The following is a 20,933-nucleotide window of genomic DNA, read 5'->3' as shown; positions in this document are numbered from 1 at the left end:
AAACGGGCGAGATGTGTCATGACACAGCCCGCCCGGCAACCAACAGTGTTTTCGCGTGCTTTAGAAGCGGAAATGCGAGAACGCCTTGTTGGCTTCGGCCATGCGGTGCACTTCGTCGCGCTTCTTCATCGCGCCGCCACGGCCTTCGGCTGCTTCGAGCAGTTCACCTGCCAGGCGCAGCGCCATCGACTTCTCGCTGCGTTTTTTCGCGGCCTCGCGCAGCCAACGCATCGCCAATGCCAAACGACGCGACGGACGGACTTCGACCGGAACCTGATAGTTGGCGCCGCCCACGCGACGGCTCTTCACTTCCACCACCGGCTTCACGTTGTTGATCGCAACGGAGAACACTTCGATGGGGGCCTTGCCTGCCTTCTTCTCGATCTGGTCGAACGCGCCGTACACGATACGTTCGGCGACCGACTTCTTGCCGTCCAGCATCAGCACGTTCATGAACTTGGCAACTTCAACGTTACCGAACTTCGGATCCGGCAGGATTTCCCGCTTGGGGACTTCACGACGACGTGGCATCTTCTTTCCTCTAGATTCAGTTGAGAGCGCGGTCTGAGATATCCGCTCTCCGGTCACCAACTAGCTTGCAACCCGTTAAATTCGCAGCAAATTCGCCGGGTGACCACTTACTCGACGGCACGGCGCAAAAAAACGCTCCGTTGTACCGCCGCCTGGTGACAGCACCATGACGCATACGCCACAGGCCATCGGCTGTTGCTTCGGGCGTTATGCCCAGGCTGCCGCTTAGGCTGCCTTCGGACGCTTCGCGCCGTACTTCGAACGCGCCTGCTTGCGGTCCTTCACGCCTTGCAGGTCGAGCGAGCCACGGACGATGTGGTAACGCACACCCGGCAGATCCTTCACACGGCCGCCGCGGATCAGCACGACCGAGTGTTCCTGCAGGTTGTGGCCTTCACCGCCGATGTACGAGATGACCTCGAAACCGTTGGTCAGGCGCACCTTGGCGACCTTACGCAGTGCCGAGTTCGGCTTCTTAGGCGTCGTGGTGTACACGCGGGTGCACACGCCGCGACGCTGCGGGCAGTTCTCAAGCGCGGGGCTCTTGCTCTTGGTGATTTCCGAGACGCGCGGCTTGCGAACCAGTTGGTTGATAGTTGGCATTGTTCAATCCAGCTTGGTTTTACAAAAACACCCCTCGGCCGGATCATCGGTCGGAGGGGCACTACGAATTTTGGACGGGAAGGGCGAGCAGAACGCTCTACGGGAAGGGCTGCAAGGTATCGATCAGCGACCTGTGCAGACAGACTTGCCAAAGAGCGAGAGCCCGCCAGGATCCCGCTGACCCCACCCCGGACGCGAACGGCTGTTCACACTTCCGAAGGGCGAGCGAAATCCAAAGCCAAAAACTCGAATCTGGCATCATAGCCGCGGCCCTGACAATGGTCAAGCGCCTTGGAGGTATACCTGCCTCGACCGATGCCACCGTGTGTGTCCACGTCGCCCGGCCGGGGCGGCTTCAGCCCAGCGCGCGCAGCGTCTTGAGCAGGGCGTCGCCGTAGCGTTCCAGCTTGGACGCGCCGATGCCCGGCACCTCAGCCAGGTCGGCGAGCGAGTCCGGCGCACTGCGCGCCAGTTCGGCGAGCGTGGCATCGTGGAAGATCACGTAGGCCGGCACCCCGTGTTCGCGCGCGGTCTCGGTCCGCCAGCGGCGCAGCGCCTCCCAGTTGGCCAACGCGTCGGCGTCCATGCCGGCGGTCGGATCGGTCCGGCTGCCGCGGGCGCCGCCCCCGCTCCCGCCAGCCGCGCGCCCCGGTTTGCTCACCTGCCTGCGTAGCGTGATGGTGCGCTCCCCCTTGAGCACCGCGCGTGCCGACTCGCCCAGCAGCAGCGCGCCGTGCCCACCGTGATCGATCACGAGCAGGCCATGGGCGATCAGCTGGCGGAAGATCGCGTGCCACTCGGCCACCGAGCGGTCCGCGCCGATGCCGAAGGTAGACACCTTGTCATGTCCCCACTGCCGCACCTTCTCGGAAGCATTGCCGCGCAACACGTCGATCAGATGCGTGGCGCCAAAATGCACGCGGCTCGCCTGCGCGGTGCGGTAGACGCACGACAACGCCATCTGCGCCTCGCGCGTACCATCCCACGTGGCGGGTGGCTCCAGGCAGGTATCGCAGTTGCCGCAGGGCTCGGCGGCCTCGTCGAAATACGCCAGGATGCGCACGCGACGGCAGCCCGGCGTCTCGCACAATCCAAGCAGCGCATCGAGCTTGGCCGAGGACACGCGCTTGTGCGCGTCGTCAGCCTCGGACTCGTCGATCATCCGTTTCTGCTGTACCACGTCGCCAAGCCCGTATGCCATCCACGCATTGGCAGGCAAGCCGTCACGCCCGGCGCGCCCGGTTTCCTGGTAATAGCCTTCCATGCTCTTGGGCAGATCCAGGTGTGCGACAAAGCGGACGTCGGGCTTGTCGATGCCCATGCCGAACGCGATCGTCGCCACCATCACGATGCCTTCTTCCTCGCGGAAGCGGGCCTGGTGGTGCTGGCGAATCTCGGCATCCATGCCCGCGTGGTAGGCAAGCGCGTTGATACCGTGGCCAGACAGCCAGCTCGCGGTTTCCTCGACCTTCTTGCGCGACAGGCAGTAGACGATCCCGCTGTCGTGCGTGCCGGCGCCGGTCATATGCTCGGCCTTGATAAACGCCAGCAGTTGCTGGCGCGCGTTGTCCTTCTCGACGATGCGGTAGCGGATGTTGGGCCGGTCGAAGCTGGAGACGAACACGCGCGCGTCGTCCAGCGCCAGCCGCTCTACGATCTCGTCGCGCGTGACCGCATCGGCCGTCGCCGTCAGCGCAATGCGCGGCACGCGCGGAAAGCGCTCGTGCAATACCGACAGCTGGATGTACTCGGGCCGGAAATCGTGGCCCCATTGCGAGACGCAGTGCGCTTCGTCGATCGCAAAGACACCGACGCGCGTGCGCTCCAGCAGGTCGAGGAAGCGCGGCGTCATCAGGCGCTCGGGCGCCACGTACAGGATCTCGAGCCGGCCGGCCAGCAGGTCGCGCTCCACCGCGGAAGCCTCGCTGCTGCTCAACGTCGAGTTCAGCACCGCGGCGCGCACGCCAGCCTCGGTCAGCGCGGCCACCTGGTCCTGCATCAGCGCGATCAGCGGTGACACCACGATGCCGGTGCCCTCGCCCGCGCGCTGGCGCAACAGAGCGGGTATCTGGTAGCACAACGACTTGCCACCACCCGTTGGCATCAGCACCAGGCAATCGCCGCCGTCCGCCACATGTTCGATGATCTCCGCCTGCCGGCCGCGAAAGGCGTGGTAGCCGAATACATCCTTGAGAATCGCCAACGCGCGCGACATAGACAGCAGAATTGCGGAAGCCGGAAAAGCCGTAACCATACCACTAAGCCGAGCCGTCCCCGTGCGCGCTTACGGTGGGCAAGCGCGCTGGCTTGAATTACACGGCATCGGCATGCCCGGGCCGGGGCCACCGGCCGGCGGAAATCCGGTGTCGCTCGGCCACGGCGTTTGCGTGCCCCATGTCATCGGCGTCGGCCGGTCAGGGGCGCCGGGTGCGGCCGCGCGCCGCCGCCACGCATCGAGCTGGTCGCAGTCGCGCGGCCGCGCCGCCTTGCCACTCGCGCAATCGTGCGCGACCGCGTCGCGCGCGCTCGGATCGGCCAGATCCGGGCTTGGCGCGCTGCCGGAAAGGTCCAGCCAAGGCCTGGCTTCCACGCCATGTGGCCCGGAAACGGAAGCCTGATCGCCCATCGGGGCAGCACCCGCCGAGAACAGAAGGCAAATCAGAGGAATGACGTACCGGGCAAGGAGGTAACGCCCCCTCACCGGCCGCGACGCTGCGATGAACATGACTGCTCCAACAGGACATCAAAGCCCTCTAGCTTCCTCGCGGCAATGCATTACAGAAATCGCAATTCTCCTAAATCCATGCGCGACCGACGCGCCGTACAGACGAAAAAAAGCCCGGCTGGGTAGCCGGGCTTTCGTTCACCAATCGGTGAGAACCGCGCAGGATCAGACGTTGTCGCCGTCGCCCTCGGTCGCCTGCACCACCGGCGGCTCGATGAAGAGCGATTGCTCTTCGTCCGAGATCGCCTGGGCGCGTTCGCGCTCCGCAGCCTCGCGTGCCTTGCGGGCACGGTGGTAGGCCAGGCCGGTACCGGCCGGGATCAGACGGCCGACGATCACGTTTTCCTTCAGACCACGCAGGTCGTCGGTCTTGCCCATGATCGCGGCTTCCGTCAGCACGCGCGTGGTTTCCTGGAACGATGCCGCCGAGATGAAGCTGTCGGTCGACAGCGACGCCTTGGTGATACCGAGCAGCAGGTTCTCGTACGTGGCCGGACGCTTGCCTTCGGCGATCACGCGATCGTTCTCGTCGAGCAGCTCCGAACGCTCCACCTGTTCACCCGGGATGAACTTGGTGTCGCCCACATCGACGATCTGCACACGACGCAGCATCTGACGCACGATCACTTCGATATGCTTGTCGTTGATCTTCACGCCCTGCAGACGGTACACGTCCTGCACTTCGTCGACGATGTAGTGCGCGAGTTCCTCGATGCCCTTCAGGCGCAGGATGTCGTGCGGATCCGCCGGACCCTCGACGATCATTTCGCCCTTGTTCACCACCTGGCCATCGTGCACCAGCACCTGCTTTTCCTTGGCGATCAGGAACTCGTGGGCGTTGCCGTCGAGATCCGTGATGACCAGGCGCTGCTTGCCCTTGGTGTCCTTGCCGAACGACGTGGTACCGGTGACTTCCGCCAGCACGGCGGCGTCCTTCGGCGAACGCGCTTCGAACAGCTCGGCCACCCGCGGCAGACCACCGGTAATGTCGCGGGTCTTCTGCGACTCGGTCGGGATACGCGCAAGCACTTCACCCACGTGCACCTGCTGGCCGTCCTTCACCGTGATCAGCGCGCCGACCTGGAAGCCGATGGTCACGGAGTGATCCGTGCCCGGAATCTTGACTTCCTGGCCGTTGCCGTCGAGCAGCTTCACCTGCGGGCGCAGACCCTTGGTGGCGGCGGTACGGCGCTTGGCATCGATGACCACCAGCGTCGACAGGCCCGTCACTTCGTCCATCTGCTTGGCGACGGTCACGCCTTCCTCGACGTTCTCGAACTTGATGGTGCCCGAGTATTCCGAGACGATCGGACGCGTCAGCGCATCCCACGTGGCCAACTGCGTGCCGGCCTTGATCGCCTGGCCGTCCTGCACCAGCAGCGTGGCGCCGTACGGGATCTTGTGGCGCTCGCGCTCGCGGCCGTGGTCGTCCGTGATCAGCGTCTCGCCCGAACGCGAGATCACGATCAGTTCGCCCTTGGCGTTGGTCACGTAACGCATGGTCGCCGTGAAGCGGACCGTACCGGTCGCCTTGGCTTCCACGCTCGAGGCCACTGCCGCACGCGATGCCGCACCACCGATGTGGAACGTACGCATGGTCAGCTGGGTACCCGGCTCGCCGATCGACTGTGCGGCGATCACGCCCACCGCTTCACCCGAGTTCACCAGCACGCCGCGGCCGAGGTCACGGCCGTAGCACTTGGCGCACAGGCCGTAGCGCGTATCGCACGACAGCGGGGTGCGGACCTTGACTTCGTCCACGCCGAGGCTGTCGATCAGGTCCACGAGGTCTTCGTCGAGCAACGTGCCGGTCTCGATCGCGGTTTCCTGCGTTTCCGGATTCACCACGTCGGCCACGGTCACACGGCCGAGGATACGGTCGCGCAGGGCTTCGATCACTTCACCGCCTTCGACCAGGGCCTTCATGGCCACGCCGTTGGTGGTGCCGCAATCGTCTTCGACCACGACCAGATCCTGCGTCACGTCGACCAGACGACGGGTCAGGTAACCCGAGTTCGCGGTCTTCAGTGCCGTATCGGCCAGGCCCTTACGGGCACCGTGGGTCGAGATGAAGTACTGCAGAACGTTCAGGCCTTCGCGGAAGTTCGCCGTAATCGGCGTCTCGATGATCGAGCCATCCGGCTTGGCCATCAGGCCCCGCATGCCAGCCAGCTGACGGATCTGCGCGGCGGAGCCACGCGCACCCGAGTCGGCCATCATGTAGATCGAGTTGAACGATTCCTGCTTGACGGTCTTGCCCTCGCGGTCAACCACGTCCTCGTGCTGGAGCTGCTCCATCATCGCCTTGCCCACCTGGTCGCCGGCGGCGCCCCAGATGTCCACGACGTTGTTGTAACGCTCCTGGTCCGTCACCAGACCCGACATGTACTGCTTGTCGTATTCCTTCACCTTGGCAGCCGCTTCGGAGATGATCTTCTCCTTCTGCGGCGGCACCAGCATGTCGTCGATCGCGATCGAGATACCGGCGCGCGTGGCCAGGCGGAAGCCCGACTGCAGCAGCTTGTCGGCAAAGATCACGGTCTCGCGCAGGCCGCACTTGCGGAACGCCGTGTTGATCAGGCGCGAGATTTCCTTCTTCTTCAGCGGCTTGTTCAGCACCGAGAACGGCAGGCCCTTCGGCAGGATCTCGGACAGGATCGCGCGGCCGACCGTGGTGGCCTGCAGCGTGATCTTCGGCGCAAAGCGCGCGTCGCCCTCGGCGTCCTTGTCCACCAGCTCATACTCGGTGATACGCACGTTCACGCGGGAAGCCAGTTCGACCTCCTTGTTCTCGTAGGCGCGGATCACTTCGCTGATGTCGGCAAAGGTCATGCCCTCGCCGCGGCCGTTGATCTTGTCGCGGGTCGTGTAGTACAGACCCAGCACCACGTCCTGCGACGGCACGATCGACGGATCGCCGTTGGCCGGGAACAGCACGTTGTTGGACGCCAGCATCAGGGTGCGGGCTTCCATCTGCGCTTCCAGCGACAGCGGCACGTGAACGGCCATCTGGTCACCGTCGAAGTCGGCGTTGAACGCCGCGCAGACGAGCGGGTGCAGCTGGATGGCCTTGCCTTCGATCAGCACCGGCTCGAACGCCTGGATGCCCAGGCGGTGCAGCGTCGGCGCGCGGTTCAGCATGACCGGATGCTCGCGGATCACCTCTTCGAGGATGTCCCACACCACCGGCGTCTGGCTTTCCACTTCCTTCTTCGCCGCCTTGATGGTGGTGGCGATGCCCATCGTTTCCAGCTTGTGGAAGATGAAGGGCTTGAACAGCTCCAGCGCCATCAGCTTGGGCAGGCCGCACTGGTGCAGCTTGAGCGTCGGGCCCACCACGATGACCGAACGGCCCGAGTAGTCGACGCGCTTGCCCAGCAGGTTCTGACGGAAACGACCGCCCTTGCCCTTGATCATTTCCGCGAGCGACTTCAGCGGACGCTTGTTGGCGCCGGTCATCGCCTTGCCGCGACGGCCGTTGTCCAGCAGCGAGTCCACGGCCTCCTGCAGCATGCGCTTTTCGTTGCGCACGATGATCTCGGGCGCCTTCAGCTCCAGCAGGCGCTTCAGACGGTTGTTACGGTTGATGACGCGACGATAGAGGTCGTTCAGGTCCGAGGTCGCGAAGCGGCCACCGTCGAGCGGCACCAGCGGGCGCAACTCGGGCGGCAGCACCGGCAGCACCTCGAGGATCATCCACTCGGGCTTGATGCCCGAACGCTGGAAGGCCTCCAGCACCTTCAGGCGCTTGGCAAACTTCTTGATCTTGGCTTCGGAACCCGTGGCCTGCAGCTCGGCGCGGATCTGTTCGATCTGCTTCTCGATATCGATGCCGCGCAGCAGTTCACGGATGCCCTCGGCACCCATCATGGCCACGAACTCGCCCTCGCCGTACTCGTCGCACTTGGCGATGTAGTCGTCCTCGGACATGATCTGGCTCTTCTTGAGCGGCGTCATGCCCGGCTCGAGCACCACGAACGCCTCGAAGTACAGCACGCGTTCGATGTCGCGCAGCGTCATGTCGAGCACCATGCCCAGACGCGACGGCAGCGACTTCAGGAACCAGATGTGCGCGGTCGGCGCAGCCAGTTCGATGTGGCCCATGCGCTCGCGGCGCACCTTGGCCAGCGTCACTTCCACGCCGCACTTCTCGCAGATCACGCCACGATGCTTGAGGCGCTTGTACTTGCCGCACAGGCACTCGTAGTCCTTGATCGGGCCGAAGATCTTGGCGCAGAACAGACCGTCGCGCTCGGGCTTGAACGTACGGTAGTTGATCGTCTCGGGCTTCTTGACTTCACCGTACGACCACGAACGGATCTTCTCGGGCGAGGCGAGACCGATCTTGATCGCGTCGAACTGCTCTTCCTGCTGAACCTGCTTAAAGAGATCGAGCAATGCTTTCATTGCAACTCCTTGTTTCGCCACCCGCCCGGAGTCTGTCCGGAGGGGTGGCATTCATCCTGTGGGAAATTCTGCCTGGCCGGGTATCGCGACTTGCGATCAGCGATCAGTAGCGATCGAGATCGATATCGATACCCAGCGAGCGGATTTCCTTCACCAGCACGTTGAACGATTCCGGCATGCCGGCATCGATCGAGTGCTCGCCCTTGACGATGTTTTCGTACACCTTGGTACGGCCGTTCACGTCATCGGACTTGACCGTCAGCATTTCCTGCAGCACGTAGGACGCGCCGTATGCTTCCAGTGCCCACACTTCCATCTCACCGAAACGCTGACCACCGAACTGCGTCTTGCCGCCCAGCGGTTGCTGCGTCACCAGCGAGTACGGACCGGTCGAACGCGCGTGCATCTTGTCGTCCACCAGGTGGTGCAGCTTCAGCATGTGCATCACACCCAGCGTGACCGGACGCTCGAACGCTTCACCGGTGCGGCCGTCGTACAGCGTGACCTGTTGCTTGGAAGCGGTCAGGCCCTTCTCGCGCGCGATGTCGTCCGGGTACGCCAGATCCAGCATGCGGCGGATTTCGGCCTCATGCGCCCCGTCGAACACCGGCGTCGCGAACGGCACGCCCTTCTTCAGGTTCGTGGCCAGCTCCAGCACTTCGGCATCGGACAGGCTTTCCAGGTCTTCCGGCTTGCCGCTCTCGTTGTAGATCTGCGCGAGCAGCGCGCGGAGTTCCTGCGCCTTGGCCTGCGCGCGCAGCATGTCGCCGATGCGCTGGCCCAGGCCGCGTGCGGCCCAACCCAGGTGGGTTTCCAGAATCTGGCCCACGTTCATCCGCGACGGCACGCCCAGCGGGTTCAGCACGATGTCGGCCGGCGTACCGTCCGCCATGTACGGCATGTCTTCGATCGGCACGATCTTCGACACCACACCCTTGTTACCGTGACGGCCGGCCATCTTGTCGCCAGGCTGCAGGCGGCGCTTCACGGCCAGGTACACCTTGACCATCTTGATCACGCCCGGCGGCAGTTCGTCGCCCTGCGTGAGCTTCTTGCGCTTTTCCTCGAAGGCCAGATCGAACTCGTGACGCTTCTGCTCGATGGCTTCCTTGACGGCTTCCAGTTGGGCAGCAACTTCCTCGTCGGCCGGACGGATGTCGAACCAGTGATACTTGTCGAGGTCGGCCAGGTACTCGCGCGTCAGCTTGGCGCCCTTGGCCAGCTTCTTCGGACCACCGTTGACGGTCTTGTCGAGCAGCAGGCGTTCCAGACGCTGGAACGCGTCGCCTTCCACGATACGCAGCTGGTCGTTCAGGTCCAGGCGGTAGCGCTTCAGTTCGTCATCGATGATCGACTGGGCACGCTTGTCGCGCGTCACGCCTTCGCGGGTGAAGACCTGGACGTCGATCACGATGCCGCTCATGCCCGACGGCACGCGCAGCGAGGTGTCCTTCACGTCCGATGCCTTTTCGCCGAAGATCGCGCGCAGCAGCTTCTCTTCCGGCGTGAGCTGGGTTTCGCCCTTCGGCGTGACCTTGCCCACCAGCACGTCGCCGGCTTCCACCTCAGCGCCGATGTACGTGATGCCCGACTCGTCCAGGCGCGCGAGTTGCGCTTCGGCGAGGTTCGAGATGTCGCGCGTGATTTCCTCGGGTCCCAGCTTCGTGTCGCGGGCAACGACCGACAGTTCCTCGATGTGGATCGAGGTGTAGCGGTCTTCGGCCACCACGCGTTCGGAGATCAGGATCGAGTCTTCGAAGTTGTAGCCGTTCCACGGCATGAACGCCACCAGCATGTTCTGGCCGAGCGCCAGTTCGCCGAGGTCGGTCGAGGCGCCATCGGCAATCACGTCGCCGCGGGCCACGGTGTCGCCCACCTTGACCATCGGACGCTGGTTGATGTTGGTGTTCTGGTTCGAGCGCGTGTACTTGATCAGGTTGTAGATATCCACGCCGACTTCGCCGGCCACGGCTTCGTCGTCGTTCACCCGGATCACGATACGCATCGCATCGACGTAGTCCACCAGGCCGCCACGCATGGCTTGCACGGCGGTGCCCGAGTCGACCGCAACGGTACGCTCGATGCCGGTGCCCACCAGCGGCTTGTCCGGACGCAGGCAAGGCACGGCCTGACGCTGCATGTTCGCGCCCATCAGTGCGCGGTTTGCGTCATCGTGCTCGAGGAACGGCACGAGCGAGGCGGCGGCCGACACGATCTGCGACGGCGCCACGTCGATGTACTGCACGCGGTCCGGCGTGACCATACGGGTCTCACGCTCGGAGCCTTCGCGGGCGGAGACCAGTTCGTCGATCAGGTTGCCGTCGGCGTCGACCGTCGCGTTGGCCTGGGCCACCACGTACTTGCCTTCCTCGATGGCCGACAGGTAGTCCACCTGGTCGGTCAGCTTGCTGTCCACGACCTTGCGGTACGGCGTCTCGAGGAAGCCGTATTCGTTCAGGCGGGCATACAGTGCCAGCGAGTTGATCAGGCCGATGTTCGGACCTTCCGGCGTTTCGATCGGGCACACGCGGCCATAGTGGGTCGGGTGCACGTCACGGACTTCAAAGCCCGCGCGCTCACGCGTCAGACCGCCCGGGCCCAGTGCCGAAACACGACGCTTGTGCGTGATTTCCGACAGCGGGTTGGTCTGGTCCATGAACTGCGACAGCTGCGACGAGCCGAAGAACTCGCGAATCGCCGACGAGATCGGCTTCGAGTTGATCAGGTCGTGCGGCATCAGGTTTTCCGTCTCGGCCTGGCCCAGACGTTCCTTGACGGCGCGCTCCACGCGCGACAGGCCGGCGCGGAACTGGTTTTCCGCCAGTTCGCCGACGCAACGCACGCGACGATTGCCGAGGTGGTCGATATCGTCGACTTCGCCCTTGCCGTTACGCAGGTTGACCAGGATCTTGATGGTCTCGAGGATGTCCTCGTCCTGCAGCACCATGCTGCCTTCGCCGCTCGGGCGCGACAGGCGGCTGTTGACCTTCATGCGGCCAACGCGCGACAGGTCGTACGATTCCTCGCTGTAGAACAGGCGCTGGAACAGCGCTTCCACGGCTTCCTCGGTCGGCGGTTCGCCCGGGCGCATCATGCGATAGATCGCGATACGCGCGGCGGTCTGGTCGGCGGTCTCGTCCACGCGCAGCGTCTGCGACATGTACGGGCCCTGGTCGAGGTCGTTGGTGTACAGCGTCTGGATTTCCTTGACGCCGGCTTCGCGCAGGTTCTCGAGCAGCGACTCGGTCAGCTCGTCGTTGGCGTTGGCGATCACTTCGCCCGTGTCCGGGTCGATGATGTTCTTCGCCAGCACGCGGCCGAGCAGGTAGTCTTCCGGCACGCTGATCAGCTTGGTGCCAGCCGAGTCCAGGTCGCGAATATGCTTCGCGTTGATACGCTTGTCCTTCTCCACGACGACGCGACCGTTCTTGTCGACGATGTCGAAGCGCGCGACTTCACCGCGCAGACGCTCGGGCACGAACTCCAGCTGCGCGCCTTCGGCCTGCAGCGTGAAGTTATCGAACACGAAGAAGTGCGCGAGGATCTGTTCCGGCGTGAGGCCGATCGACTTCAGCAGGATCGTCACCGGCATCTTGCGGCGGCGGTCGACGCGGAAGTAGAGGATGTCCTTCGGGTCGAACTCGAAGTCGAGCCACGAGCCACGGTACGGAATGATCCGGGCCGAGAACAGCAGCTTGCCCGAGCTGTGCGTCTTGCCCTTGTCGTGCTCGAAGAACACGCCAGGCGAACGGTGCAGCTGGGACACGATGACACGCTCGGTGCCATTGATCACGAACGAGCCGGTCGAGGTCATGAGCGGAATCTCGCCCATGTACACTTCCTGCTCCTTCACTTCCTTGACCTTGCCCGGGTTCTCGCGATCGTTGATGATCAGGCGAACCTTGGCGCGCAGGGCCGAGTGGAACGTCAGGCCACGCTGCTGACATTCCTTGACGTCGAACGGCGGGTTCGACAGGTGATACGACACAAACTCCATACGGGCGAGCCCGTTATGGGAGGAAATGGGGAAGATCGCGTTGAAAGCGGCCTGCAACCCTTCGCTCTTGCGGCGCGCGGCAGGCGTATCCGCTTGCAGGAACTGGGTGTAGGATTCAATCTGGGTGGCAAGCAGGAATGGAACCTGATGAACCGTCGCGCGCTTCGCAAACGATTTGCGAATGCGCTTCTTTTCGGTGAAGCTGTACGCCATGGGATCTCCGAATCATCGCAGGGCAGGCTGGACCTGTCCCACCCTGAGGTGTTCAGCGACTGGGAGGGGATTTGGCGGTTGGCCGCTACCAACCTCTGGCTGACGGTGTCCGCACGCTGCGGGCGGTGTGGTCGTTGCGCGGCGCAACGCCTGTACTCGCCCGGGGAACACCCGACCAAACTTGTCTTCTGCAGTCGGTTCAGAAGACAAACATCAGCAGCAACCATGTAGTGTGCCACTGATGTTTGGCTTCTGCTGCGGCAGCCGCAATTCGGGCACCGCGCAGTATCCGTTACATCACTTTTGAGTCGATTCGACCCGACGTCGCGTCGACTGAACTCCACTTTCTCGCTCTGCCCGCCTGAAGCGATCTACCCGCCTGAAGCGATCGCCGCCACAGCCATGCGGGTGCCGCATCAAACACACCCCACAGAAGCGCAAAAAGGCTGGCGCCGGGAATTTCCCTTTGCCAGCCCCATTCGCGTGCCCGGAGGCACGCGCGTACAGCTTACTTGACTTCGACCTTCGCGCCGGCGTCTTCCAGCTTCTTCTTGGCTTCGTCGGCAGCAGCCTTGTCCACGCCTTCCTTGACGGGCTTCGGTGCGCCATCGACCAGGTCCTTGGCTTCCTTCAGGCCCAGACCGGTGATTTCGCGCACGGCCTTGATCACGCCAACCTTGTTGGCGCCAACTTCGGCCAGGATCACGTTGAACTCGGTCTTTTCTTCAGCAGCGGCAGCGCCACCACCAGCGCCCGGAGCGGCGGCAACAGCCATCGCAGCGGCGGACACGCCAAACTTCTCTTCGAACGCCTTGACCAGGTCGTTCAGCTCCATCACGGACATCGCGCCAACGGCTTCGAGGATGTCGTCTTTGGTGATTGCCATGGAAATACTCCTAGATGTGATTCGGTATTCGGTAATGCGATCTGTCTATGCGAGACGACGCGAGGCTCAGGCCGCTTCCGCGGGAGCGCCTTCTTCCTTCTTGGCAGCCAGCGCGGCCAGCAGGCGGGCAAAGCCCGACACCGGCGCTTGCATGACACCAAGCAGCTGAGCAATCAGTTCGTCGCGGCTCGGGATCGTTGCCAGCGCCTTGACGGCGTTGACGTCGAGCACCTTGCCGTCATACGACCCTGCGCGCAGGACCAGCTTGTCGTTGGTCTTGGCAAAGTCGTTCAGAACCTTGGCCGCCGCCACTGCATCTTCGGAAATACCGTAGATCAGCGGGCCGGTCATTTGCTCCGCGAGGCCTGCAAACGGCGTACCTTCGACGGCGCGGCGGGCCAGCGTGTTCTTGAGAACGCGCAGGTAGACGCCTTGCTGGCGAGCGGAGGAACGCAGCTTGGTCAGATCGCCAACCGTGATGCCGCGATATTCGGCGACGACGATGGTCTGGGCGTTGGCGACTTGCGCCGAAACCTCAGCAACGACGGCCTTCTTATCTTCAATATTGAGTGGCACGGTTAAGCTCCAAAACGATGCAGGTGGCAGGCCATCAGGCCGGCCACTGGCATCAGTCCAAACGAACGGCGTCCGATTGGCCCGAATCACCCAGTCACCCGGATGCTTCAATCCCTTCGGGTTCGCCATCTGCGCTGGCGGGGCGGTCGACGTCGGCAGAACCGCACCGTACGCAACCTTCCGATTAAGCCCGCGTGGCCAACTGCGCCCGCGGACACCAGCGGTCTTTGATAACCAGCGGTGCCACCCCGACGCGATCGCATCGGCGAATAGCACCACTGCCCAAAGCCTTGACTCCTTTCCCTGTGGGTCCGGAGCCGGTCCCGCCTGAAGCGGGACCATCAATTCCTGTCCGACCGGTGTTATCGGGATCCGGTCAGCCTGTAGCCGTCAGGCCTGATCGAAGATCAGGCAGCCAGCGAAGTCTGGTCGACGCGCACACCAACGCCCATCGTGGACGACACGGCGATCTTGCGCAGGTACACGCCCTTGCTCGAGGCCGGCTTGGCCTTGACCAGCGCGTCCAGCAGTGCCGACAGGTTGCTCTTCAGCGCGGCGTCCTCAAACGAACGGCGGCCGATAGTGGCGTGGATGATACCGGCCTTGTCGACACGGAACTGAACCTGACCGGCCTTGGCGTTCTTCACGGCCTGGGCCACATCGGGGGTCACGGTACCGACCTTCGGGTTCGGCATCAGGCCACGCGGACCGAGGATCTGGCCCAGCGTACCGACGATACGCATCGTGTCCGGCGAAGCGATCACGACGTCGAAATTCAGGTTGCCGGCCTTGACCTGTTCAGCCAGGTCTTCCATGCCGACCACGTCCGCGCCAGCGTCCTTGGCCGCCTGAGCCTTGTCGCCCTGGGCGAACACGGCCACGCGCACAGACTTGCCGGTACCTGCCGGCAGCACCACGGAACCACGCACCACCTGGTCCGACTTCTTGGCGTCGATGCCCAGCTGCACGGCCACGTCGATCGATTCGTCGAACTTGGCAGTGGCGGCACCCTTCACCAGGCCCAGGGCCTCGTCGATCGGGTAGAACTTGGTACGCTCGATCTTCGCCTTGTTGGCGGCGACGCGCTTGGAAACGTTAGCCATTTACAGACCCTCCACGGTAATGCCCATCGAACGTGCCGAACCGGCGATCGTACGCACGGCGGCGTCGAGGTCGGCTGCGGTCAGGTCGGCATTCTTGGCCTTGGCGATTTCTTCAGCCTGGGCGCGGGTGATCTTGCCCACCTTGTCGGTGTGCGGCTTCGGCGAGCCCTTGGTCACGCCGGCTGCCTTCTTGATCAGCACGGTCGCGGGGGGCGACTTCATCACGAACGTGAAGCTCTTGTCGGCGAAGGCGGTAATCACCACCGGCACCGGCAGACCGGGTTCCATACCCTGGGTCTGGGCGTTGAACGCCTTGCAGAACTCCATGATGTTCAGACCACGCTGACCCAGTGCGGGACCAACGGGCGGGGAGGGATTTGCCTTACCAGCCGGAATTTGCAGCTTGATAAAGCCAACGATCTTCTTGGCCATCTTTACTCCATACGGATCTCCCGATTCGGGGTAGATCCTGTTGAGTCGTAACGCGCTGTCGCCACGCCATGCGTGACCTCACGCTCCTCTTTGGATCCGGATCATCGTCCGGATCGTCCCGTCGCCCGCCTTGCGGAGGCGCCGGGCAAAGCTCCTTACACCTTCTCGACCTGGCCGAACTCAAGCTCGACCGGTGTCGCGCGCCCGAAGATCGTGACCGAGACGCGCAGGCGCGACTTCTCGTAGTTCACTTCCTCGACGTTGCCGTTGAAGTCGGTGAACGGGCCGTCCTTGACCCGCACCATTTCGCCCACTTCGAACAGCGTCTTGGGACGCGGCTTCTCGACCCCTTCCTGCATCTGGGTCATGATCTTGTCGACTTCCCGCTGGGAAATCGGGCTTGGTCGGTTACGCGCACCGCCCACGAAACCGGTCACCTTGCTGGTGTTCTTCACCAGGTGCCACGTTTCGTCGGTCATTTCCATTTCCACCAGCACGTAGCCCGGGAAGAAACGACGCTCGGTTACCGACTTGTGACCGCCCTTGATCTCGACGACTTCTTCCGAAGGCACCAGGATGCGGCCAAACTTGTCCTGCATCTCGGCGCGTTCGATGCGCTCCTGCAGCGCGCGCTGCACACTCTTTTCCATGCCGGAATAAGCGTGCACGACATACCAGCGCTTCTTCGACGAAGGCGATTCGGCGGTGGTGTTTTCCTGCTGAGCGTTATCCGTCATGTCCTACCTCTTATTTCCAGCCCAGTACGAGCGAGAAGATGACCCACTCGATGAGCTTGTCAGCCGACCACAGGAACAGCGCCATGATGACGACAAAGGCAAAGACGAGGCCCGTCATCTGTCCGGCTTCCTTGCGCGTCGGCCAAACGACCTTGCGAACTTCCCGATACGATTCCTTGGCAAATCCGACAAAGTCCTTGCCGGGCGCGGACACCAGCGCCACCACGACGCCGGCCGCCAGGCCGGCAAACAGGGCTGCGCCGCGCACGTATGCAGGCTGCTGCGCCAGCACGTAGAAACCGATGACCCCGGCAACCACCAGGAGCACCGCCACCGCGAGCAGCCACTTGCCGCTCGAGGCACCTACGGTTTCGACATTGGGATTGGCCATGTTTCGCAAACGAGACTAAGCCGCGTCACGATTACTCTTCGCGACGCGGCTGATTGATTTGGCAGGGGCAGAGGGAATCGAACCCCCAACCTTCGGTTTTGGAGACCGACGCTCTGCCAGTTGAGCTATACCCCTAAAACAACTTTGGGGTCGGCGCTGCCGCCAACCCCTTCTGGCAAACGAACGCGACCGGTTGGTATCGCGCTCGCCAGTGCTACTGCTTAGTCGAGGATCTTGGCCACGACGCCGGCGCCGACGGTACGGCCGCCTTCGCGGATAGCGAAGCGCAGACCTTCTTCCATGGCGATCGGGGCGATCAGCTTGACCGTGATCGACACGTTGTCACCCGGCATCACCATTTCCTTGTCCTTCGGCAGCTCGATCGAGCCGGTCACGTCGGTCGTACGGAAATAGAACTGCGGGCGGTAGTTGTTGAAGAACGGCGTATGACGGCCACCTTCGTCCTTCGACAGAATGTACACCTCGCCCGTGAAGTGCGTGTGCGGCTTGATCGAGCCCGGCTTGCACAGAACCTGACCACGCTCCACGTCTTCACGCTTCGTGCCGCGCAGCAGCAGGCCAACGTTGTCACCGGCCTGACCCTGGTCCAGCAGCTTGCGGAACATTTCAACGCCCGTGCAGGTCGTCTTCACCGTCGGGCGGATACCCACGATTTCGATTTCCTCACCGACCTTGATCACGCCACGCTCGATACGACCCGTCACCACCGTGCCACGGCCCGAGATCGAGAACACGTCTTCCACCGGCATCAGGAACGTACCGTCAACCGCGCGCTCCGGCGTCGGGATGTACGTGTCCAGCGCGTCGGCCAGGCGCATGATCGCCTCTTCGCCCAGGTCGCCCTTGTCGCCTTCCAGCGCCAGCTTGGCCGAACCCTTGATGATCGGCGTGTCGTCGCCCGGGAACTCGTACTTCGACAGCAGCTCGCGCACTTCCATTTCCACCAGCTCGAGCAGCTCGGCGTCGTCCACCATGTCGCACTTGTTCAGGAACACGATGATGTACGGCACACCAACCTGGCGCGCCAGCAGAATGTGCTCACGCGTCTGCGGCATCGGGCCGTCAGCGGCCGAGCACACCAGGATCGCGCCGTCCATCTGCGCCGCACCCGTGATCATGTTCTTCACATAGTCAGCGTGGCCCGGGCAGTCAACGTGCGCGTAGTGACGGTTCGCCGTCTCGTATTCCACGTGCGCCGTGTTGATCGTGATACCACGTGCCTTCTCTTCCGGCGCCGCGTCGATTTCGTCGTACTTCTTGGCCGAGCCGCCGAACTTCGAAGCCAGCACCGTGGCGATCGCCGCCGTCAGCGTCGTCTTGCCATGGTCAACGTGACCAATCGTACCAACGTTCACGTGCGGCTTGGTCCGCTCGAACTTTTCCTTTGCCATTTCGCGACTCCTGTCTCGGTAGCAATTGCCAGTGCGGGTATTTGGTGCCCATGGGCAGGATCGAACTGCCGACCTCTCCCTTACCAAGGGAGTGCTCTACCACTGAGCCACATGGGCGAAACTTGACTACTACTTGACGGCAACCGCGACACTGGAGCGGGTGAAGGGAATCGAACCCTCGTCGTAAGCTTGGAAGGCTTCTGCTCTACCATTGAGCTACACCCGCCCGGGTTACTTCCTGCTTCACCGGCATTGCCGGGTTGCTGTCTTGCATTCTGGTGGAGAGGGCTGGATTCGAACCAGCGTAGGCGTAAGCCAACAGATTTACAGTCTGCCCCCTTTAGCCACTCGGGCACCTCTCCGCAGAGAACTTGCGATTATGGTGGAGCTCGTCAGGGCTGTCAAGCGCTTTCCCTTGCGGGAATTGGCTTTGCGGCTGGCCCCGGGAGCTTGCCACCGAACTGGATCCGAACTGTCCAGCGGCGCGGTAGCGGCCCACAATCGGCGCGATAAACATCACGCTCTCACCTATAGGGGTCGCGCCTTTTCGCGCTCTTGATGCGCAACGATCGCTTCGAGCTGATCGTTGCCGCAAAAAGACAAAACCCCCCAGCGGTAAAGCTGGGGGGTTCTGAGGATAAGAGCCTGGCGATGACCTACTTTCACACGGGTAGTCCGCACTATCATCGGCGCGGAGTTGTTTCACGGTCCTGTTCGGGATGGGAAGGGGTGGTTCCAACTCGCTATGGTCACCAGGCATGAGGGGTTGCCGGGCTGACGCGAAGGCGGTCAGCGCGGCGAATCGGGGTGTAGTAAAGGTTGGGTACTGCTTGTGTATTGGGGTTGTGCTTGTACTGGCCAAGGCGGCACAGCTGAACTCGTCACTGGGCAAGACACACCAGTTATAGGATCAAGCCTTACGGGCAATTAGTACTGGTTAGCTTAACGCATTACTGCGCTTCCACACCCAGCCTATCAACGTCCTGGTCTCGAACGACCCTTCAAGGAGGTCAAGCCTCCAGGGAATCCTCATCTTCAGGCGAGTTTCCCGCTTAGATGCTTTCAGCGGTTATCTCTTCCGTACATAGCTACCCTGCGATGCCTCTGGCGAGACAACAGGTACACCAGCGGTACGTCCACTCCGGTCCTCTCGTACTAGGAGCAGCCCCCGTCAAGATTCCAACGCCCACGGCAGATAGGGACCAAACTGTCTCACGACGTTTTAAACCCAGCTCACGTACCTCTTTAAATGGCGAACAGCCATACCCTTGGGACCGGCTACAGCCCCAGGATGAGATGAGCCGACATCGAGGTGCCAAACACCGCCGTCGATATGAACTCTTGGGCGGTATCAGCCTGTTATCCCCAGAGTACCTTTTATCCGTTGAGCGATGGCCCTTCCATTCAGAACCACCGGATCACTATGTCCTGCTTTCGCACCTGCTCGACTTGTCGGTCTCGCAGTTAAGCACGCTTTTGCCATTGCACTTTAGGTACGATGTCCGACCGTACCAAGCGTACCTTCGAACTCCTCCGTTACACTTTGGGAGGAGACCGCCCCAGTCAAACTGCCTACCATGCACTGTCCCCGACCCGGATTCACGGGCCAAGGTTAGAACCTCAAACAAACCAGGGTGGTATTTCAAGGACGGCTCCACGAGAACTAGCGTCCTCGCTTCAAAGCCTCCCACCTATCCTACACAGACCGGTTCAAAGTCCAATGCAAAGCTACAGTAAAGGTTCATGGGGTCTTTCCGTCTAGCCGCGGGGAGATTGCATCATCACAAACACTTCAACTTCGCTGAGTCTCGGGAGGAGACAGTGTGGCCATCGTTACGCCATTCGTGCAGGTCGGAACTTACCCGACAAGGAATTTCGCTACCTTAGGACCGTTATAGTTACGGCCGCCGTTTACCGGGACTTCAATCAAGAGCTTGCACCCCATCATTTAATCTTCCGGCACCGGGCAGGCGTCACACCCTATACGTCCACTTTCGTGTTTGCAGAGTGCTGTGTTTTTATTAAACAGTCGCAGCCACCATTTTATTGCAACCCCTTCACCCTTCTGGCGCAGGCCAGTCAAGCTACCAGGGCGTACCTTATCCCGAAGTTACGGTACCAATTTGCCGAGTTCCTTCTCCCGAGTTCTCTCAAGCGCCTTAGAATACTCATCTCGCCCACCTGTGTCGGTTTGCGGTACGGTCTCGTATGACTGAAGCTTAGAGGCTTTTCTTGGAACCACTTCCGATTGCTTCGCAGCATAAAGCCGCTCGCCCCACATCCTTGAATTCCGCGCCCGGATTTGCCTGAGCGCCTTCTCCAATGCAGGGACCGGGACTTCCAACACCCGGACAACCTTCCGCGATCCGTCCCCCCATCGCATCATACGACGGTGCAGGAATATTAACCTGCTTCCCATCAGCTACGCATCTCTGCCTCGCCTTAGGGGCCGACTCACCCTACGCCGATGAACGTTGCGTAGGAAACCTTGGGCTTACGGCGAGGGGGCCTTTCACCCCCTTTATCGCTACTCATGTCAGCATTCGCACTTCTGATACCTCCAGCATCCTTTACAAGACACCTTCACAGGCTTACAGAACGCTCTCCTACCACGCAATTGCTTGCGTCCGCAGCTTCGGTGACTGGCTTAGCCCCGTTACATCTTCCGCGCAGGACGACTCGATCAGTGAGCTATTACGCTTTCTTTAAAGGGTGGCTGCTTCTAAGCCAACCTCCTGACTGTTTTAGCCTTCCCACTTCGTTTCCCACTTAGCCAATCTTGGGGACCTTAGCTGGCGGTCTGGGTTGTTTCCCTCTTGACACCGGACGTTAGCACCCGATGTCTGTCTCCCGTGATTGCACTCTTCGGTATTCGGAGTTTGCTATGGCGGGGTAATCAGCAATAGACCCCCCAACCATG

13 protein-coding genes, 4 tRNA genes and 2 rRNA genes (1 of these 19 only partly in view) are annotated in these 20,933 nt (G+C 62.2%); all 19 read right to left on the bottom strand.

The genetic code is table 11. The features are described from left to right. Nucleotides 1-60 precede the first annotated feature (60 nt). Nucleotides 61-531 (bottom strand): 30S ribosomal protein S7, encoded by a 471-nt coding sequence (gene rpsG / locus DFLDMN_RS15395; protein ID WP_006576502.1) that lies wholly within the window; start codon nt 529-531, stop codon nt 61-63. 225 nt (nt 532-756) lie between these two features. Further along, a complete protein-coding gene (gene rpsL / locus DFLDMN_RS15390; protein ID WP_423195774.1) occupies nt 757-1,134 on the bottom strand; it encodes a 30S ribosomal protein S12 in 378 nt (125 codons plus the stop codon). Nucleotides 1,135-1,489: 355 nt separating this feature from the next. Then, nucleotides 1,490-3,349 (bottom strand): DNA helicase RecQ, encoded by a 1,860-nt coding sequence (recQ, locus tag DFLDMN_RS15385; RefSeq protein WP_423195773.1) that lies wholly within the window; start codon nt 3,347-3,349, stop codon nt 1,490-1,492. A 69-nt stretch (nt 3,350-3,418) separates the two neighbouring features. Next, a complete protein-coding gene (locus DFLDMN_RS15380; RefSeq protein WP_423195772.1) occupies nt 3,419-3,859 on the bottom strand; it encodes a hypothetical protein in 441 nt (146 codons plus the stop codon). Nucleotides 3,860-4,024: 165 nt separating this feature from the next. Continuing rightward, nucleotides 4,025-8,266 (bottom strand): DNA-directed RNA polymerase subunit beta', encoded by a 4,242-nt coding sequence (rpoC, locus tag DFLDMN_RS15375; protein WP_423195771.1) that lies wholly within the window; start codon nt 8,264-8,266, stop codon nt 4,025-4,027. A 103-nt stretch (nt 8,267-8,369) separates the two neighbouring features. Beyond that, on the bottom strand, nt 8,370-12,476 hold the full coding sequence (gene rpoB / locus DFLDMN_RS15370) for a DNA-directed RNA polymerase subunit beta (RefSeq protein ID WP_423195770.1): 4,107 nt from the start codon (nt 12,474-12,476) through the stop codon (nt 8,370-8,372). A 508-nt stretch (nt 12,477-12,984) separates the two neighbouring features. Next, nucleotides 12,985-13,362, bottom strand: coding sequence for a 50S ribosomal protein L7/L12 (rplL, locus tag DFLDMN_RS15365; RefSeq protein WP_423195769.1), 378 nt, complete (start codon nt 13,360-13,362; stop codon nt 12,985-12,987). Nucleotides 13,363-13,428: 66 nt separating this feature from the next. After that, the gene (rplJ, locus tag DFLDMN_RS15360) at nt 13,429-13,938 is read right to left on the bottom strand and encodes a 50S ribosomal protein L10 (RefSeq protein WP_423195768.1); all 510 of its coding nucleotides are present in this window, start codon (nt 13,936-13,938) and stop codon (nt 13,429-13,431) included. 407 nt (nt 13,939-14,345) lie between these two features. Next, on the bottom strand, nt 14,346-15,041 hold the full coding sequence (gene rplA, locus DFLDMN_RS15355) for a 50S ribosomal protein L1 (protein ID WP_423195767.1): 696 nt from the start codon (nt 15,039-15,041) through the stop codon (nt 14,346-14,348). Beyond that, a complete protein-coding gene (rplK, locus tag DFLDMN_RS15350) occupies nt 15,042-15,473 on the bottom strand; it encodes a 50S ribosomal protein L11 (protein ID WP_109585070.1) in 432 nt (143 codons plus the stop codon). A 155-nt stretch (nt 15,474-15,628) separates the two neighbouring features. Further along, nucleotides 15,629-16,210: a transcription termination/antitermination protein NusG gene (nusG, locus tag DFLDMN_RS15345; protein ID WP_423195766.1), complete on the bottom strand. Its 582-nt coding sequence runs from the start codon at nt 16,208-16,210 to the stop codon at nt 15,629-15,631. Between the two features lie 10 nt (nt 16,211-16,220). Further along, complete coding sequence (secE, locus tag DFLDMN_RS15340; RefSeq protein WP_423195765.1) at nt 16,221-16,601, bottom strand: preprotein translocase subunit SecE; 381 nt, start codon at nt 16,599-16,601, stop codon at nt 16,221-16,223. Nucleotides 16,602-16,660: 59 nt separating this feature from the next. After that, nucleotides 16,661-16,736: transfer RNA gene (locus tag DFLDMN_RS15335), tRNA-Trp, on the bottom strand. An 86-nt stretch (nt 16,737-16,822) separates the two neighbouring features. Then, nucleotides 16,823-18,013 (bottom strand): elongation factor Tu, encoded by a 1,191-nt coding sequence (gene tuf, locus DFLDMN_RS15330; RefSeq protein WP_423195764.1) that lies wholly within the window; start codon nt 18,011-18,013, stop codon nt 16,823-16,825. Nucleotides 18,014-18,055: 42 nt separating this feature from the next. Beyond that, nucleotides 18,056-18,130: transfer RNA gene (locus DFLDMN_RS15325), tRNA-Thr, on the bottom strand. Nucleotides 18,131-18,165: 35 nt separating this feature from the next. After that, nucleotides 18,166-18,239, bottom strand: a tRNA-Gly gene (locus tag DFLDMN_RS15320). Nucleotides 18,240-18,289: 50 nt separating this feature from the next. Next, a tRNA-Tyr gene (locus DFLDMN_RS15315) sits at nt 18,290-18,375 on the bottom strand. A gap of 281 nt (nt 18,376-18,656) precedes the next feature. After that, a 5S ribosomal RNA gene (rrf, locus tag DFLDMN_RS15310) occupies nt 18,657-18,770 on the bottom strand. 149 nt (nt 18,771-18,919) lie between these two features. After that, nucleotides 18,920-20,933 (bottom strand): 23S ribosomal RNA (locus tag DFLDMN_RS15305) (it continues 865 nt past the right edge of the window).

Source organism: Cupriavidus sp. H19C3, from assembly GCF_049393815.1.
In the GTDB taxonomy this organism is placed as follows: domain Bacteria; phylum Pseudomonadota; class Gammaproteobacteria; order Burkholderiales; family Burkholderiaceae; genus Cupriavidus.
The sequence above is the reverse complement of the archived record's forward strand: the minus strand, read 5'-3'. Positions and strand labels throughout refer to the sequence as shown.